This window comes from Micromonospora noduli (genome assembly GCF_003264365.1).
GTDB classification, from domain to species: Bacteria; Actinomycetota; Actinomycetes; order Mycobacteriales; family Micromonosporaceae; genus Micromonospora; species Micromonospora noduli.
In genome coordinates, this window is record NZ_PYAK01000007.1 from 1 (window position 1) to 15,127 (window position 15,127).

General features: G+C 71.7%; 16 protein-coding genes. 7 read left to right on the plus strand and 9 right to left on the minus strand.

The genetic code is table 11. The annotated features are described in order from the left end of the window. Nucleotides 1-277: 277 nt before the first annotated feature. The 4 genes from GUI43_RS07640 to GUI43_RS07655 all read left to right on the plus strand — a co-directional run bounded on the left by GUI43_RS07640 (nt 278) and on the right by GUI43_RS07655 (nt 3,758). Entirely contained in the window at nt 278-910 is a 633-nt protein-coding gene (locus GUI43_RS07640) for an MBL fold metallo-hydrolase (RefSeq protein ID WP_112601943.1), read from the plus strand. 4 nt (nt 911-914) lie between these two features. Next, nucleotides 915-1,898, plus strand: coding sequence for a hypothetical protein (locus GUI43_RS07645; RefSeq protein WP_112588207.1), 984 nt, complete (start codon nt 915-917; stop codon nt 1,896-1,898). 104 nt (nt 1,899-2,002) lie between these two features. Beyond that, nucleotides 2,003-2,737, plus strand: coding sequence for an SCO6745 family protein (locus GUI43_RS07650; RefSeq protein WP_112588205.1), 735 nt, complete (start codon nt 2,003-2,005; stop codon nt 2,735-2,737). A 61-nt stretch (nt 2,738-2,798) separates the two neighbouring features. Further along, nucleotides 2,799-3,758: a GNAT family N-acetyltransferase gene (locus tag GUI43_RS07655; protein WP_112588203.1), complete on the plus strand. Its 960-nt coding sequence runs from the start codon at nt 2,799-2,801 to the stop codon at nt 3,756-3,758. A 75-nt stretch (nt 3,759-3,833) separates the two neighbouring features. On the opposite strand, the gene GUI43_RS07660 is transcribed toward GUI43_RS07655, so the two are convergent. After that, nucleotides 3,834-4,289, minus strand: coding sequence for a gamma-glutamylcyclotransferase family protein (locus GUI43_RS07660; RefSeq protein ID WP_112588201.1), 456 nt, complete (start codon nt 4,287-4,289; stop codon nt 3,834-3,836). 106 nt (nt 4,290-4,395) lie between these two features. Here GUI43_RS07660 and GUI43_RS07665 point away from each other — a divergent pair, with 106 nt between their 5' ends. Next, on the plus strand, nt 4,396-5,799 hold the full coding sequence (locus tag GUI43_RS07665; protein ID WP_112588199.1) for an NAD(P)H-quinone dehydrogenase: 1,404 nt from the start codon (nt 4,396-4,398) through the stop codon (nt 5,797-5,799). Here GUI43_RS07665 and GUI43_RS07670 read toward each other — a convergent pair. The 4 genes from GUI43_RS07670 to GUI43_RS07685 form a co-directional block, all read right to left on the minus strand. Next, nucleotides 5,777-6,397 carry a DUF998 domain-containing protein gene (locus tag GUI43_RS07670; protein WP_112588197.1) on the minus strand — a complete coding sequence of 207 codons (621 nt, stop codon included), beginning with the start codon at nt 6,395-6,397 and terminating at the stop codon, nt 5,777-5,779. The two genes, GUI43_RS07665 and GUI43_RS07670, sit on opposite strands and share 23 nt — an antisense overlap. A 152-nt stretch (nt 6,398-6,549) precedes the next feature. Further along, nucleotides 6,550-6,882, minus strand: a complete 333-nt coding sequence (locus GUI43_RS07675; RefSeq protein WP_112588195.1) for a helix-turn-helix domain-containing protein — start codon at nt 6,880-6,882, stop codon at nt 6,550-6,552. Further along, a complete protein-coding gene (locus GUI43_RS07680) occupies nt 6,879-7,247 on the minus strand; it encodes a type II toxin-antitoxin system RelE/ParE family toxin (RefSeq protein ID WP_112588193.1) in 369 nt (122 codons plus the stop codon). The genes GUI43_RS07675 and GUI43_RS07680 overlap by 4 nt, the downstream gene beginning before the upstream one ends. Before the next feature lie 44 nt (nt 7,248-7,291). After that, nucleotides 7,292-7,921, minus strand: a complete 630-nt coding sequence (locus GUI43_RS07685; RefSeq protein ID WP_112601940.1) for a DedA family protein — start codon at nt 7,919-7,921, stop codon at nt 7,292-7,294. A gap of 508 nt (nt 7,922-8,429) precedes the next feature. On the opposite strand from GUI43_RS07685, the gene thrS reads away from it, so the two are divergent. Next, nucleotides 8,430-9,647 (plus strand): threonine--tRNA ligase, encoded by a 1,218-nt coding sequence (thrS, locus tag GUI43_RS07690; protein WP_112588243.1) that lies wholly within the window; start codon nt 8,430-8,432, stop codon nt 9,645-9,647. 39 nt (nt 9,648-9,686) lie between these two features. On the opposite strand, the gene GUI43_RS07695 is transcribed toward thrS, so the two are convergent. From GUI43_RS07695 to GUI43_RS07710, 4 genes are read right to left on the minus strand one after another with little or no spacing between them, the layout of a single operon-like run. After that, nucleotides 9,687-11,792, minus strand: a complete 2,106-nt coding sequence (locus GUI43_RS07695; protein WP_428842204.1) for an ABC transporter ATP-binding protein — start codon at nt 11,790-11,792, stop codon at nt 9,687-9,689. Further along, nucleotides 11,789-13,522 carry an ABC transporter ATP-binding protein gene (locus tag GUI43_RS07700; protein ID WP_112698450.1) on the minus strand — a complete coding sequence of 578 codons (1,734 nt, stop codon included), beginning with the start codon at nt 13,520-13,522 and terminating at the stop codon, nt 11,789-11,791. The genes GUI43_RS07695 and GUI43_RS07700 overlap by 4 nt, the downstream gene beginning before the upstream one ends. Next, complete coding sequence (locus tag GUI43_RS07705; RefSeq protein ID WP_112588187.1) at nt 13,516-13,998, minus strand: MarR family winged helix-turn-helix transcriptional regulator; 483 nt, start codon at nt 13,996-13,998, stop codon at nt 13,516-13,518. Before GUI43_RS07705 ends, GUI43_RS07700 begins: the two co-directional genes overlap by 7 nt. 25 nt (nt 13,999-14,023) lie before the next feature. Beyond that, nucleotides 14,024-14,470, minus strand: a complete 447-nt coding sequence (locus GUI43_RS07710) for a DoxX family protein (RefSeq protein WP_112698451.1) — start codon at nt 14,468-14,470, stop codon at nt 14,024-14,026. Between the two features lie 83 nt (nt 14,471-14,553). Between GUI43_RS07710 and GUI43_RS07715 the strand changes: the two genes are divergently transcribed. After that, nucleotides 14,554-15,114: a TetR/AcrR family transcriptional regulator gene (locus tag GUI43_RS07715; RefSeq protein WP_112698452.1), complete on the plus strand. Its 561-nt coding sequence runs from the start codon at nt 14,554-14,556 to the stop codon at nt 15,112-15,114. The last annotated feature ends 13 nt before the right edge of the window (nt 15,115-15,127 follow it).

A 15,127-nucleotide genomic window follows, 5' to 3' on the forward strand; every position in this document is an offset into this window, starting at 1 on the left:
CCCGGCCCGCCTCGCCGCCGTTGGCGGCTGGCGCCTCGGCCGCCGTGCCCGCGCTGTCCTGCGCCCCGCTGTCGCCGGCGCCGCACCCCGTCAGCGCCAGGGCCGCCGCCAGTGTCGTCGCCGCCAACAGCGCACCGCGGCGTCGTCCCACCTGTCCGTCCATCCCCGCTCCCATCGTCGTCAACCGGTGTGGCGATAGCTCGGACGCGACGCACACACCGGCTGGTTCCGGCAGACTGCGCTGAGGACGTCACGATTCGATAATCGAGGAGTCACGATGCGGCTCACCAAGTACGCCCACTCCTGCCTCCGGGTGGAACACGACGGGGGAGTGCTCGTCGTCGACCCCGGTGTGTTCAGCGACGCCGCGGCGGCGCTGGACGGTGCGGACGCGGTGCTGATCACCCACGAACACCCCGACCACCTCGATCTGGCAGCGGTGCGCCTCCAACTCGACCGACAGCCGTTCCCGATCCACGGGCCCGCCTCGCTCGGCGAGACCCTGGGTGACGCGGCCGACGTGCTGCGCCCGGTCAGTGTCGGTGAGTCGTTCACCGCCGCCGGGGTCGCGGTGCGCGCGTACGGCGGGCGGCACGCCGTGATCCACCCCGACATCCCGGTGGTCGACAACCTCGGTTACCTGATCAACGACGTGGTCTACCACCCGGGAGACTCGCTGGTGGTGCCCGACGAGACACCCGTCGACACGCTCTTCGCGCCGATCCACGCGCCCTGGTCGAAGTTCTCCGAGGTGGTCGACTTCATCCGCGCTGTCGCACCGCGGCGCGCGTACGCCCTGCACGACGCGTTGCTCAACGACAACGGGCTGGGCGTGCTCGACCGGCAGTACACAGCGCTGTCCGGCACCGAATACCAGCGACTGGAGCCCGGTAGCCGGGTGGACGTCTGACCCGATGCCCGGCCTCTCCGCGGAGCTGGTGCAGCAGCTCTACCGCACCCCACCGGACCGGTTCGTGGCCGCCCGGGACGCCGCCGTGGCCGAGGCCCGCCGTGCCGGTGACCCGACCACCGCCCGGCAACTGGCCCGGCTGCGTCGCCCGACGGTGGCCGCCTGGTTGGTGAACCTGCTCGCCATCCGACGCCCGGAGCTGGTCGCCGATCTGGTCCAGCTCGCCGACGCCCTGCGAGTCGCCCAGCGGGAGTTGCGCGGGCCCCGACTGCGGGAGCTGTCCGCGCAGCGCCGGGCGGTGGTCGGCGCACTGGTCGCCGAGGTTCGCAAGCTCGCCGCGGCCGAGCCGGACGCGCCACCGGCGAGCCGGCTGCCCCTGGCCGAGGTGGAGGCGACGCTGAACGCGGCGTTCTCCGACGCCGAGGTCGCCGAGCAGGTGCGGGCGGGCCGCCTGCTGCGGGCGGCCAGCTACGCCGGCTTCGGTGAGGTGCCCCGGCCGCAACTGCGGCTGGTCACCGACGATGACGAGGAGCGCGAGGAGGAGCGCCCGGCCCGCCGACCCGGCCCCCAACGCGGCCGTCCCGAGGCGGCACCCCGTACGGACCGGGCGGCCGAGCGTGCCGAGCAGGCCGAACGGGCCGCACAGCGGGCGGCCCGAGCCGAGCGGGCCCGGCAGCGCCGCGCCCTGGACCGGGAGTTGGCGAAGGCCCAGGCCGACCAGGAGCGGGCCGAGACCGAGCTGACCGAGGCGACCGGGCAGGAGCGCGACGGTGCGGCCGTACTCGATCGCCTTGAGGCCGAGCTGGCCGAGCTGGAGCGGCGGCGCGCGGTCGCCGAGCAGGACCTCAGCCGGGCCAAGCTCGCCCGGCGTGCCGCCGAGCGGGCGGTCACCGTGGCCCGGCGGCGCGCCGGCGAGGTCGAGGCGGCGGTCGAGGCACTGGCGGCCGAAGAGGGGGATGCGGACGCGGGCGGTGGCGCGGCAGACTGACCATCGATGGACGACGACGAGTGTGCGGGCCGTACACGGCGAGTGGCCCCGGGCCGGGGCGTGGTCGTGGTCGCCGGGGCGGGTTGCCCGAGCGGGGCGGCGCTGTGACTCCGGAGCAGGTCGCGGCCGCCAGCAAGCCCGTCGTGCTCGACCTGGGCGACGCCTTCAGCCGGGACCCGACCACGTTGCGCCGGGCCCGACTGCTCGGCATCTCCGGCTGGGCCTTCTACATCAGCGGCCGGGCCGGCGCGCTCGGCGGTGTGCGGGCCGAGACGGCCGCCGCCGCCCTCGGGTTCATCGCCCCGGACGCGGTCGCCGACGGTTGGGACGCCGCCGCCCGGGTCGTTCCGCCGTTCGAGGTGGCCGCCGCGAGCCTCGCCGAATGCTGCCGGTGGGGTGCGCAGCAGCTCGGCCCCCTGCCCGGCACCGAGCGCCTGTCGGCGCTCGTCGAGCGGGCGGTGGTGGCGGCGGAGGCCAGCGGGATGCCGCTCTTCGCCGCGTGGCGGGCCATGCCCCTTCCGGATCTCTCGCCCGGGGCTCGCAGCGCCGCCGGGCTGCGGCTGCTCCGGGAACACTTCACCGGCGCCTACCTGCTGGCGGTACGCGCCGCCGGGATGACCCCGCTGGAGGCCGTGCTGGCCGGGCCGGAGGGCGAGGCCGGGGCGGTGGCCTGTGGTTGGCCGCCGCCGTACCCGCCGATCGGGCCGCTGGTGCGCCGCCGGCTCTGGGCGGAGGCGGTGACCAACCGGCTGGCCGCGCCGGCGTTCACGGCCCTCGGGCCCGCCGACGGCGCGGAGTTGGTGGAGTTGCTGCACCGCACCCGGGCCGACCTCGGCTGAGCCTCCCGTCGGCCGAAAAATGGGCGGCGCCGCAACCGAGTGGCTGCCAGGATGTCCTGCCGTGACCCTTCCCGCTGGTTGGACGACGCGCCGACCCACCCTCGACGACGTGCCGGCGATCCTCGCGGTGGTGCACGCCGCCGACACCTTCGCCATCGGCCATCCCGACTTCGACGCCGAGGACGTCGCGGCGTCGCTGACCGCCCCCCACTTCGACCCGACCCGGGACTCCTGGCTGGCCATCGACCCGGACGACACAGTGGTCGGCTGGGCGACGGTGGACAACCCGACCGCTGTGGGCCGGGAGTTCGTGGAGGTCTACGTCGATCCGGTACGGGCCGCCGCCGTCCGCGCGCCGTTGCTGCTCCGCCAACTGGACCGGGTCGCCGAGCGCGCTGCCGAGCGGGGGCTGCCGTCGCTCACCGTCCGCTGCGCGGTCTTCGCCCCGGAACGTGACTGGGAACACGCCCTGCGCGGGCTCGGGTTCGCCCTCGTCAAGCGGTACGTGCGGATGAGCCGGCCGTTGGACGACCTGCCCGACGAGCCGGCCGGTCCATCGGACGTGACTGTGCGACCGGTCCGCCCGGACGACGAGGCCGACCTGGTGGAGTTCCACCGGATCTACGAGGCCGCCTTCGGCGACACCCCGGACCACGAGCCGCTGTCGTACGAGCGGTGGCGGGCCCGGATCGGCGACCTGACCGCCTGGGACGAGTGGTTCGTCGCCGAGGTGGACGGGGTGCCGGTCGGCGCGTTGCAGTCCTCGGACCAGGCGCTCGACCAGCAGTCGGGCTGGGTGAAGAGTCTGTCGGTGCTGTCCGGGTACCGGCGCAGGGGAGTGGGGGCGGCGTTGCTGCGCCGCGCCTTCGCCCGCTACGCCGAGAAGGGGCGGCGGGCGGTCGGCCTCGGGGTCGACCTCACCAACCCGACCGCCCCACTGTCGCTGTACCGGTCCGTGGGCCTGCGGGAGACCCAGTGGACCGACATGTACGAACTTTCCGTTCCGGCGGCCGGTGTGTGATTGACGACCCCGGTCCGGCCCGCCCGGCGCTCCGGTCGACAGCGGTAGCACACTGGAGGGGTGCGATACGCGCTGCTACGCCGAGGCGGTGCCGGTGGGGCGGGCCCGCAGCTCGGTGACGTAGTCGTCCGGGGCGCCCGCCTTCTCGGCGGCGTTCGCGATCTCCGACAGATACCACGAGGTCGGCAGACCACCCTCGTACCCGTTGAAGACGTAGATCCACGCGGTCACGTCGCCGTCGAGGGTGGAGACCCGCACGTGCAGCTTGCGGTACGTGCCGGCGGTCACCCCCTCGATCTCGTCGAGTTGGCCAGCGTCGTAGGGGTGGATGTCGTAGAGCGCCACGAAGACCCGGTCACCGGGAGACTCGACAAGGGTGCTCACCGCACCCTCCCAGCCGATCACGTCCGCCCCGGCGAAGGTCAGCCGCCAGCCCTCCAGCCAGCCGGTACCCACCATCGGCGAATGCGGACAGTAGGCGCGCATCCGGGCGGGATCGAGATTTGAGCCGTAGGCGGCGTGATGACGCACGGCGATGACGATAGCCCGGCCGACGGGTGGGGGAGAATACGACAGTGCGTGTCGAATGCGCTCGGGAGAAGAAAGTCACTGTGAGCATGGACGAAGGGCGAAAGCTGTGAGCCGGATCGTGATCATCGGCGGGGGGCCGGCCGGGTACGAGGCGGCACTGGTCGCCGCCCAGCTGGACGCCGATGTCACAGTGGTGGAGGCCGACGGTGCGGGCGGTGCCTGCGTGCTCTCCGACTGCGTACCGTCGAAGACCTTCATCGCCAGCTCGGGGGTGGTCACCGGCTACCGCGACACCGAGGAGTTCGGGGTGCACTCGGACGGCCTTGAGGCGGTCACCGTCGACGCGCGGGCGGTGCACGGGCGGGTCAAGCGGCTGGCCCTGGCGCAGTCCGCGGACATCCACGCCAAGCTGCTGAAGGCGGGGGTCACCTTCGTGGCCGGCACCGCCCGGCTCGGCGAGGACTCCCTCGGGCACACCCACCGGGTCGTCGTCACCCCCGCCGACGGCGGCGAGGAGTACTCGATCGACGCGTCCACCGTGCTGGTGGCCACCGGCTCGACGCCCCGCCAGCTGCCCACCGCCGTACCGGACGGTGAGCGCATCCTGACCTGGCGCCAGGTGTACGACCTGCCGGAGCTGCCCGAGCACCTGATCGTGGTCGGGTCCGGTGTGACCGGCGCGGAGTTCGCCAGCGCGTACCTGGCGATGGGGGTCGAGGTGACACTGGTCTCCAGTCGGGACCGGGTGATGCCGCACGAGGACGCCGACGCCGCCTCCGCCATCGAGCGGGTGTTCCGCAACCGGGGCATGGAGATCCTCAACAACTCCCGGGCCGACGCGGTCCGGCGTACCGCCGACGGCGTCGAGGTGGAGCTCTCCGACGGCCGCAAGGTGACCGGCTCCCACGCGCTGATCACCGTCGGTTCGATCCCGAACACCGCCAACCTGGGTCTGACCGAGTACGGGGTGGAGCTGGGCCGGGGCGGCTACCTGACTGTCGACCGCGCCTCCCGGACCAACGTGCCCGGCATCTACGCCGCCGGCGACTGCACCGGCGTGCTGCTGCTGGCCAGCGTCGCCGCCATGCAGGGCCGGATCGCCATGTGGCACGCGCTCGGCGAGGCGGTCCGCCCGCTGCGGCTGCGTACCGTCGCGGCGAACGTCTTCACCGACCCGGAGCTGGCCACCGTGGGTGTCTCGCAGGACGAGGTGGACGCGGGCAAGGTGCCGGCCCGGCAGGTGATGCTGCCGCTGTCCGGCAACGCCCGGGCCAAGATGGACGACCTCTCCGACGGTTTCGTGAAGCTGTTCTGCCGTCCCGCGAGCGGCCAGGTGATCGGCGGTGTGGTGGTCGCTCCGAAGGCCAGCGAGCTGATCCTGCCCATCACCATGGCGGTGGAGAACAACCTCACCGTCAACGAGCTGGCCCAGACCATCACCATCTACCCGTCGCTGTCCGGCTCCATCACCGAGGCGGCCCGCCAGCTCATGCTGCACGAGCTGGAGTGACCTGCCGGGCCTGGAGCAGCGCCACGGTGGCCAGGACGGCCACCTCGGTGAGGATGAGGAGGCGTTCGGCCAGGCCGATGAGCATCCGGTCGCCGGGATAGGCGGACCAGATCATCGCCGCCGCCAGGGCCAGGCTCAGCAGGACCAGGGTGCGTAGCGTCTGTGCGGCCGGCGTCAGGTCGGGGCGGCGGGCGAGCAGCCAACCGGCCGCCGGCAAGGCCAGGAAGGCGATCACCGACGCGTACCGGTGCAGGTAGGCGGCGGTGGTCATGGCGGTGCCCGGCTCGTTCGTCGGTACCACGGCGGCCAGCAGCAGCCCACCCACCCATGCGCCGAGCAGCAGCTCGGCCGTTCGACCGGAGCGGGGTCGGGGTGGGCTGGCGCGGCGCAGTCCGTACAGCAACGCCACGGTGGCGAGCGCGAGCACCACCATGGCGATGTCGATGACCCCGCCGCGGTCGGAGACCGCGAAGTCGCTGATGGTCAACGCCCACGGGTTGAGGTCGTCGTTGACTTCGAGGTGGCCGATCACGGTGAGCAGCGCCGCCAGGGCGATCCCGCCCAGGGCCAGCAGGCCGGTACTCCGGGTAACAGGCATGCCTCAGCCTGTCGCCGCAGACACCCCAGCCGAATCCGGGACAGCCACCGAAATCGACCCCCGGGACCACCCCTAGAGGCCTTCCGGCATGTGGCCGTCACGTGCTTCCGTGCATCCGTGAACTTCCGATGGTTGCGAAGACCTTCGCCAGGTCAGGCGACGTTCAGCTGGATGTTCCCAATGCGGGCGACGACGTCGAGATGACCACCCAGGCCGGTGACGTAGGCGCGGAGTGATTCCAGGCTGGTGTGCTCGCCATTCTCGATCTGGCTGATCCTCGCCTGCGTCAGCCCTGCCGCCTCGGCCAGTTGCACCTGAGTCATACCCAGGTGCTTGCGGATCTCTGCCAGCTGCGCCCCACTGACCGCTGCCAGCATCTGCTCACGGTGCTGAGCGCGCCGGGAGATCCGGTCCGGATCTGCCCAGGATGGATCGAGCGCGCGGGCCTTCGCCTTGACGTCCTGCCAGTCAGCTCCATCGGTCATCTCTGTGTTTCCCTCAGCCTGGAGAGGTGCTCCTGAAACCGGTCGTCCGCCAACGGGACCGCCGTCTTGTACCAAGTCTGCCACTGACCCGACTTGTCGCCAGCGACCAGAAAAACAGCTTCTCGAACGGGATCAAAAGCGAAGATCATGCGGACCTCCGTGGAGCCGGTCGACCCAGGCCGCAACTCCTTCATGTGGTGGAAGAGGCTGCCTTTGAGGCGGTCAACCAGGGGACGCCCGAGCGCCGGCCCGTGTTCGGCGAGGAGGTCGATGGCCTCGCTGATGAGGTCGGCGCTGGCGGGATCCGTCTTGCAGAGGTCGAGGAACCAATCCTCGACCTCAGGATGAAGTTTGACGTCCCACATGCTGCCAATATAAGTGCAGCTTATACCCGCAGATCCAACGACACTCAATCGATTGGGACGTCGACAGCGGCGACTGCGGCGGCGGCTCGGGCGTGACGGGCGCTGACCACTGTCATCGCCCATCCGGCCGCGGCGAAGCCGGCCGCCGCGGCGGTGGCGATGATGGCCAGCCGCCAGGCCGACTCGGTCAGTGCGGTGCCGCCCAGGTGCCCGACCAGCGCGCCGTAGGTGGCCCAACCCAGCGCGGCGACGGCCTCGTAGAGCACGAACAGGCGGTACGGGTAGCGACTGCGCCCGGCCGAGAAGCAGGCCGCCATCCGACCGCCGGGCACGAACCGGCAGAGCAGGATGACCAGCGGCCCGGGTTGTCGCAGCCCCTGGGTGACCCGGCTGGCCACCCGGCGGGCGCGGCTCAGCTCGGCGTGCCGGGGTTGCCGCCGATCCGGTGCGCTGCGCCCGAGCAGATAGCAGGCCAGGTCGCCGGCGAATACGCCGAGCGCGCCGACGGCGATGGTGACCGGCAGGCTGAGCCCGCCGTAGACGGTGAGCGCACCACTAGTGATCATGACGATCTGGGTGGGAATCACCGGCACGAAGGCGTCCGCGATCAGCAGCGCGAGCAGCACCAGGTACGCCCACGTCGGCGACGCGACGTCAGTCAGAAGTTCGGGCACGCCTGCCACCTCGCCGGATGCGGCCGATTGGGTGTCTTGAGCCTGACGTCGTGTCCGGCGTCACGGTGGACGGCCCCGGCCCGTCGTGACCGTCGACACGACTGGGCCACCCAGCTACAACGAGGCCGATCGTTGCCGAGTAACGGGTTCGGAGGCTGTTCCACCCGTTCGGGGCGGGCGGCAGAACGCCGTTCGTCGGCGTACCGTTGTCGGCGCGGCCACGCCCGTCGGGTCCCCCGTTCCTGACGATTCGGCCGCCAGGGCCGCCGGCGGGTCCCGCGCCGGCGGCCCACCCCTCCGCCGCAAATGCGGGTGCATCCCCGAACGTCGCGCGGGTACGGTCGCCGTATGCGCAGCGCGGTAGTGATGACCACGACGCCGGGTGTCCCCGGCGCGCCGCTCTGACGTCACCACCGTCGACCAGGCCCCGGGGCGATCCGCCCCCGAGGGCAGCGCGCCGTTCGGAGCTCAGGTCGCCTCCGGGTCGTACCCGATCCAGGAGCCCGACATGATCGACCACCGTAGGCTCGGCCGCGAGCTGGACCTCTTCGTCTCCGACCCGCTGGCCGGTGCCGGCCTGCCGATCTGGCTGCCGGCCGGCGCCGCCGCCCGGCACGCCGTCGAGGAGTACGTCCGGGAGTTGGAGCGTCGCTCCGGCCACCAGCACGTCTACTCGCCGCCGCTGGGCAAGCGGGAACTCTTCGAACTTTCCGGCCATCTCGGCTACTTCGCCGACGACATGTTCCCGCCGATGCGGCTGAGCGCCGACGACGAGTTCGTGCTCCGGCCGGCGCTCTGCCCGCACCACGCGTTGGTGTTCCGGGCGCGGGGCCGTTCCTACCGGGAGTTGCCGTTGCGGATCGCGGAGCTGGGCGGGATGTACCGCTCGGAGCGCTCCGGTGTGCTCGGTGGGCTGTCCCGGGTCCGCGCCATCTCGCTCAACGACGCGCACACCTTCTGCGCCCCCGAGCAGGTCGGCGCAGAGGTCGTCGAGATCCTCGGGCTGATCCGTGCCGCGCACGCCGCGCTCGGTGTCCGGCCGGCCGGGTTCCGGCTGTCGCTTCGCGGGCCGGGCGAGAAGTACGTCGGAGACGACGCCCAGTGGGCCCGCGCCGAGGAGTTGCTCCGGGAGGCGCTGGCCGGGGTGGAGTACGTCGAGGCGCCGGGGGAGGCTGCCTTCTACGGTCCGAAGATCGACATTCAGATCGTCGACGCCGCCGGTCGGGAGTCGACCATCTCCACCATCCAACTGGACTTCGACAAGCCGGAACGGTTCGACCTGTCGTACACCGACTCGGACGGCAGCCGGCGTCGGCCGGTGATGGTGCACCGCAGCCTGGTCGGCAGCATGGAGCGGCTGTTCGCGTACCTCATCGAGGTACATGAGGGGGCGTTCCCGGCCTGGTACGCCCCCGTCCAGTTGGTGCTGCTGCCGGTCGACGACGGTCAGGCCGACGCGGCGGCCGACCTGGCCCGACGGGCGGGCGACAGCGGCCTGCGGGTCGAGGTCGACGCCGCCGGCTCGCTGGGTGCCCGGGTACGGGACGCGGCCCGCCGCCGCGTCCCGTACCTCGGGGTGTTGGGTGCCCGGGAGGTGGCCGACGGGCACCTCGCGCTGCGCCTGCGCGGCGGCCGCGCCCTGGCCCCGATGCCCGCCGACGCGGCTCTCGCCCTGATCGGCGGGCAGGTCGCCGCCCGCGCGACCGACCTGCTGCCGTCGGACTGACACGCCCACCGATCGTCTCGCGCGCACGGCCGCCCGACCTCAGACCGACGCCGGTTGGGCGGCCGGTTCCTCGTCGACCACCGCGCCGGTGAACTGTGAGCGGTAGAGCCGGTGGTACGCGCCCTGGGCGGCGAGCAACTGCTCGTGGGTGCCCTGCTCGACGATCCGACCGTCCTCCATCATCAGGATCAGGTCGGCGTCGCGGATGGTGGAGAGCCGGTGTGCGATCACGAAGCTGGTCCGGTCCGAGCGCAGCGCGGCCATCGCCCGTTGCAGCAGCACCTCGGTGCGGGTGTCCACCGAACTGGTGGCCTCGTCGAGGATCAGCAGTGACGGCTCGGCGAGGAACGCCCGCGCGATGGTGATGAGCTGTTTCTCGCCGGCGCTGACGTTGCTGCCCTCCTCGTCGATGACGGTGTCGTAGCCGTCGGGCAGGCTGCGTACGAACCGGTCCACGAAGGTGGCCCGGGCGGCGGCGAGGATCTCCTCCTCGGTCGCGTCGGGCCGCCCGTAGGCGATGTTGTCCCGGATGGTGCCGCCGAACAGCCAGGTGTCCTGGAGCACCATGCCGATCCGGCCGCGCAGGTCGTCGCGGCGCATCGTGGTGATGTCCACCTCGTCGAGCGTGATCCGGCCGGCGTCCAGCTCGTAGAACCGCATCACCAGGTTGACCAGGGTGGTCTTGCCGGCACCGGTCGGGCCGACGATGGCCACTGTGTGCCCGGGCTCGGCGACCAGCGACAGGTCGTCGATCAGCGGCTTGTCCGGCTCGTAGCGGAACGAGACGTGCTCGAACTCGACCCGACCGTGCGGGTCGGTGACCCGGGCCGGCGCGACCGGGTCGGGGGTCTGTTCGTCCGCGTCGAGCACCGCGAAGACCCGCTCGGCCGAGGCCACCCCGGACTGGAGCAGGTTGGCCATCGAGGCGAGTTGGGTGAGCGGTTGGGTGAACTGGCGGGAGTACTGGATGAAGGCCTGCACGTCACCGAGGCTCATCGTGCCGGAGGCGACCCGCAGCCCGCCGACCACGGCGATCGCCACGTAGCTCAGGTTCCCGATGAACATCATCGACGGCATGATGATTCCGGAGATGAACTGTGCCCCGAAGCTGGCCCGGAACAGCTCCTCGTTCTTCGCGTGGAACGCGGCCTCGACCTCACGCTGCCGGCCGAAGACCTTCACCAGCTCATGACCGGTGTACGCCTCCTCGATCTGGCCGTTCAGCTCGCCGGTGTGCGTCCACTGGGCGATGAACTGCTTCTGCGAGCGCTTGGCGATGCGCTGGGTGACCAGCACCGACAACGGCACCGCGACCAGGGCCACCAGGGCCAGCACCGGCGAGATCCAGAACATCACGGCCAGCACGCCGACGACAGTCAGCAGCGAGGTGAGCAGCTGGCTGAGGGTCTGCTGGAGGCTGGTGGAGATGTTGTCGATGTCGTTGGTGACCCGGCTGAGCAACTCACCGCGCGGCTGCCGGTCGAAGTAGGGCAGCGGTAGCCGGTTGAGCTTCTCCTCCACCTCGGCGCGCAGCCGCAGCACGGTGCGCTGGACCACCCCGTTGAGCAGCCAACCCTGCCACCAGGACAGCAGGCTCGCCGCGAGGTAGAGCCCGAGCGCCAGCAGCAGCACCCGGCTCAGGGCGCTGAAGTCGATGCCCACCCCGGGCACCACGTCCATCCGGGCCAGCATGTCGGCGAAGCTGTCGTTGCCGCTGGCCCGGGCCGCCGCGACGGCCTGCTCGGCGGTGGTGCCGGCGGGCAGTTGCCGACCGATCACCCCAGTGAAGATCAGGTCGGTGGCGTGGCCGAGGATCTTCGGCCCGGCCACGCTGAACCCGACGCTCACCACTGCCAACGTGATGATCGCGGCCAGGTGCAGCCGGTGCGAGCGCAGCCGGCCGAGCAGCCGTCGGGCCGACGGCCCGAAGTTCATCGACTTCTCGGCGGGCATTCCGGCGCTCATCCATCCCGGGCCGCCGCCCTGACGGCCGGGCGGCAGCCGCTTCGGCGTCGGCGCGCCACTGCTGGTCTCCGGCGCGGTTTCCCCGCCGGCTTGCTGCGCGGTCTCATCCGGCGTCCGTCCGTCGCCGGCCGGCTTCTGACTGGGTACGGCCGCGGTGCGCGGCTCGTCACGCTCGCTCATGCCGCCACCTCCGTGGTCTGCTGCGAGGCCACAATCTCGGCGTACGTCGGGCAGGTTTCCAACAACTCGGCATGTCGTCCCACTCCGACGACCCCTCCGTTTTCCAGGACGATGATCTGATCGGCGTCGATGATCGTGGAAACCCGCTGGGCCACGATCACCACCGCCGCCTGCGCGGTGACCGGCCGCAGGGCCGCTCGCAGCCGCGCGTCGGTGCCCAGGTCGAGCGCGGAGAACGAGTCGTCGAAGAGGTAGATCTCCGGTTGCCGCACCAGGGCCCTGGCGATGGCCAGGCGCTGCCGCTGCCCACCGGAGACGGTGGTGCCGCCCTGCGCGATCGGGGCGTCCAGCCCGCCGGGCATCTGGGCCACGAAGTCCCGGGCCTGGGCGATCTCCAGAGCCGTCCACAGCTCCTCGTCGGTGGCGTCCGGGTTGCCGTAGCGCAGGTTGCTGGCCACCGTCCCGGTGAACAGGTACGGCCGCTGCGGCACCAGGCCGATGCGTCGCCACAGCTCGTCCGGAGCCAACTCCCGTACGTCCACCCCGTCGACCAGCACCGCGCCGTCGGTGACGTCGACCAGGCGGGGGATCAGCGACAGCAGCGTCGTCTTGCCCGCGCCGGTGCTGCCGATGATCGCCGTGGTGGTGCCCGGGGTCGCCCGGAAGGAGATGCCGCGCAGCACCGGCTCCACCGCGCCCGGGTACTGGAAGCGCACCCTGCGCAGCTCCAACTCTGCTCGGGTGGGCAGTTCGGTGACCGGCGCGGCGGCCGGGATCACCGAGGAGTCGGTGTCCAGCACCTCGACGATCCGCTCGGCGCAGACCGCTGCCCTCGGCACCATCATCAGCATGAAGGTGGCCATCATGACCGCCATCAGGATCTGCATCAGGTACTGCAGGAACGCGGTGAGCGCGCCGACCTGGATCGCGCCGGCGTCCACCCGCTGCGCACCGAACCAGAGCACCGCCACGCTGGAGACGTTCAGCACCAGCATGACCACCGGGAAGATCAACGCCAGCAACCGACCGGTACGCAGCGCGGTCGCGGTCAGGTCGGCGTTCGCGACGCCGAAGCGGTCCGTCTCGTACGGCTCTCGAACGAACGCACGGACCACCCGGATGCCGGTGATCTGCTCCCGCAGCACCCGGTTGACAGTGTCGATGCGGGTCTGCATCAGCCGGAAGCCCGGCACCATCCGACGGATGATCGCGCCGAGCGCGATGGCCAGAACCGGCACGCTGACCAGCATCAGCCAGGAGAGCCCGACGTCCTCACGCAACGCCATGAACACGCCACCGACGCTCATGATCGGTGCGGCGACGAGCATCGTGCAGCTCATCAGCACGAGCATCTGCACCTGCTGCACGTCGTTGGTGTTGCGGGTGATCAGCGACGGTGCCCCGAACCGGGCCACCTCGCGGGCGGAGAAGCGGTTGACGTGCCCGAACAGTTCGGCGCGTACGTCGCGGCCGAAGCCCATCGCGACCCGGGCGCCCAGGTAGACCGCCGCGATCGAGCAGACGATCTGGATCAGGCTGACCAGCAGCATCCAGCCGCCGGTGCGCACGATGTAGTCGGTGTCGCCCCGGGCCACACCCTGGTCGATGATGTCCGCGTTGAGGCTGGGCAGGTAGAGCGAGGCCATGGTGCCCACGAACTGGAGCAGCACGACCGCCAGCAACGGTCTCTGATAGGTGCGCAGTTGGCCGCGCAGGAGTCGGATCAGCACGCCGGGTCCTTCGTTTCGGTTGGGCGTCCGGTCATCCGCGGGTCGTCTCCGCTGCCGATGACCTCAAGCAGGAACTCCCGGATCACCTGGGCCTTCACCGGGTCGGCGTCGACCGAGGTGAGGGGCCGTCCGGAGTGCATGAGCGCGCCGAGCGCGGCCACCCGTTCCCGCCCGGCGGGGGTGATGGCGAGTCGGATGCTGCGTCGGTCGTTGTCGTCGCGCTGGCGCTCGACCAGACCGTCGCGCTCGAGCGTGTCGACGATGCCGGTCAGGGTCGCCGGCCGGACGAACCCCTTCTCGGCGACCGCCCGGTGCGGCAACTCGCCGTGTCGGGCGAGCGTCATCAGGGTGATCATGCCGGCCTGGGTGAGACCGTGCTCCTCGGCGAGGTAGCGGTTCCACCGCTGCCCGACCAGGTGCCCGGCCACCACCAGCAGCCGGCCGAGCGGCACGTCCTGGAGGGTCACGAGTTCCACGAACGGTAGGTTAGCCCCCTGATAGTCAGGGGCCAAACGAAATTGCCGCAGCGGTGGCCACGAACACGATCTGTAGGGCGGTCCGCTGTGCGAGCGGGGTGACCGGGCGGCCGGCGAGGGTCAGTTCGCGGCGGGCGGCCGAGACGTTGGCCGGGAACATGGCGAGCATGAGCAGGCCGAGGCCGGCCGCCGCGACCCGGGTTGTCGCCGGCACCAGGAGGCCGACCGCGCCGGCCAGTTCCAGCACGCCGGTCACGGTGACCAGCAGGTCCGGCCGGGGCAGCCGGGGCGGGACCATCGCGATCAGGTCGGCGCGGCGCTGGCCGACGAAGTGCGCGACGGCGGTGAGCGTGAACATCACGGCCAGCCCGACGCGCAGCGCGGGATGCCAGCCGTCCAGTGCGGAGATGCCCGCCAGGCCGGCGATCCGGGCCAGCGCGGTGCCGACGATCAAGGCGATCAGGGGTGCCATCGGAATCCTCCTCCGTGAAACTTGCCAGTGACAAGATTGCGCGTCAGGGGTGCATCTTGTCAATGGCAAGATAGGATTCGCGTATGACCGACACCCGCGCCTACCACCACGGCGACCTGCGCCGCGCCCTGCTCGCCGCAGCGCTGGAGGCCGTCGGCGAGGTCGGACCCGCCGCGCTGAGCCTGCGCGACCTGGCCCGCCGGGCCGGTGTCTCGCACGCCGCGCCCGCACACCACTTCGGCGACAAGGCGGGCCTGCTCACCGCGCTTGCCGCCCAGGGCTTCGACCTGCTGGCCCAGGCGTTGACCGAGGCGGATGACGACCTGTTGGAGGCCGGCGTCGCGTACGTCGACTTCGCCGTCACACACCGGGCGTACTTCGAGGTGATGTTCCGGCCGGAGCTCTACCGGGCCGACGACGCCGAGCTGATCGCGGCGCGGGGTCGGGCCGGCGCCGCGCTCCGCTCCGGGGTGGCGGCGCTGTCCGGCGGCGGCGCGCCCGCCGACACCGACCGGGACTCGCTCGCGGCCTGGTCGATCGCGCACGGCTTCGCCACCCTCTGGTTGGCCGGCGCGCTGCCCGACCGGGTGGGCGACAACCCCCGCGAGGCAGCCCGCGCCGTGCTGCGCCGGCTGTCGACCTGACACCGAGGTTCCC

Coding starts and splice junctions, on each gene's coding strand:
- GUI43_RS07640 (WP_112601943.1), top strand. CDS start 278: ATGCGGCTCACCAAGTACGCCCACTCCTGCCTCCGGGTGGAACACGAC.
- GUI43_RS07645 (WP_112588207.1), top strand. CDS start 915: ATGCCCGGCCTCTCCGCGGAGCTGGTGCAGCAGCTCTACCGCACCCCA.
- GUI43_RS07670 (WP_112588197.1), bottom strand. CDS start 6,397: ATGCCTGTTACCCGGAGTACCGGCCTGCTGGCCCTGGGCGGGATCGCC.
- GUI43_RS07675 (WP_112588195.1), bottom strand. CDS start 6,882: ATGACCGATGGAGCTGACTGGCAGGACGTCAAGGCGAAGGCCCGCGCG.
- GUI43_RS07680 (WP_112588193.1), bottom strand. CDS start 7,247: ATGTGGGACGTCAAACTTCATCCTGAGGTCGAGGATTGGTTCCTCGAC.
- thrS (WP_112588243.1), top strand. CDS start 8,430: ATGATCGACCACCGTAGGCTCGGCCGCGAGCTGGACCTCTTCGTCTCC.
- GUI43_RS07695 (WP_428842204.1), bottom strand. CDS start 11,792: ATGAGCGAGCGTGACGAGCCGCGCACCGCGGCCGTACCCAGTCAGAAG.
- GUI43_RS07710 (WP_112698451.1), bottom strand. CDS start 14,470: ATGGCACCCCTGATCGCCTTGATCGTCGGCACCGCGCTGGCCCGGATC.
- GUI43_RS07715 (WP_112698452.1), top strand. CDS start 14,554: ATGACCGACACCCGCGCCTACCACCACGGCGACCTGCGCCGCGCCCTG.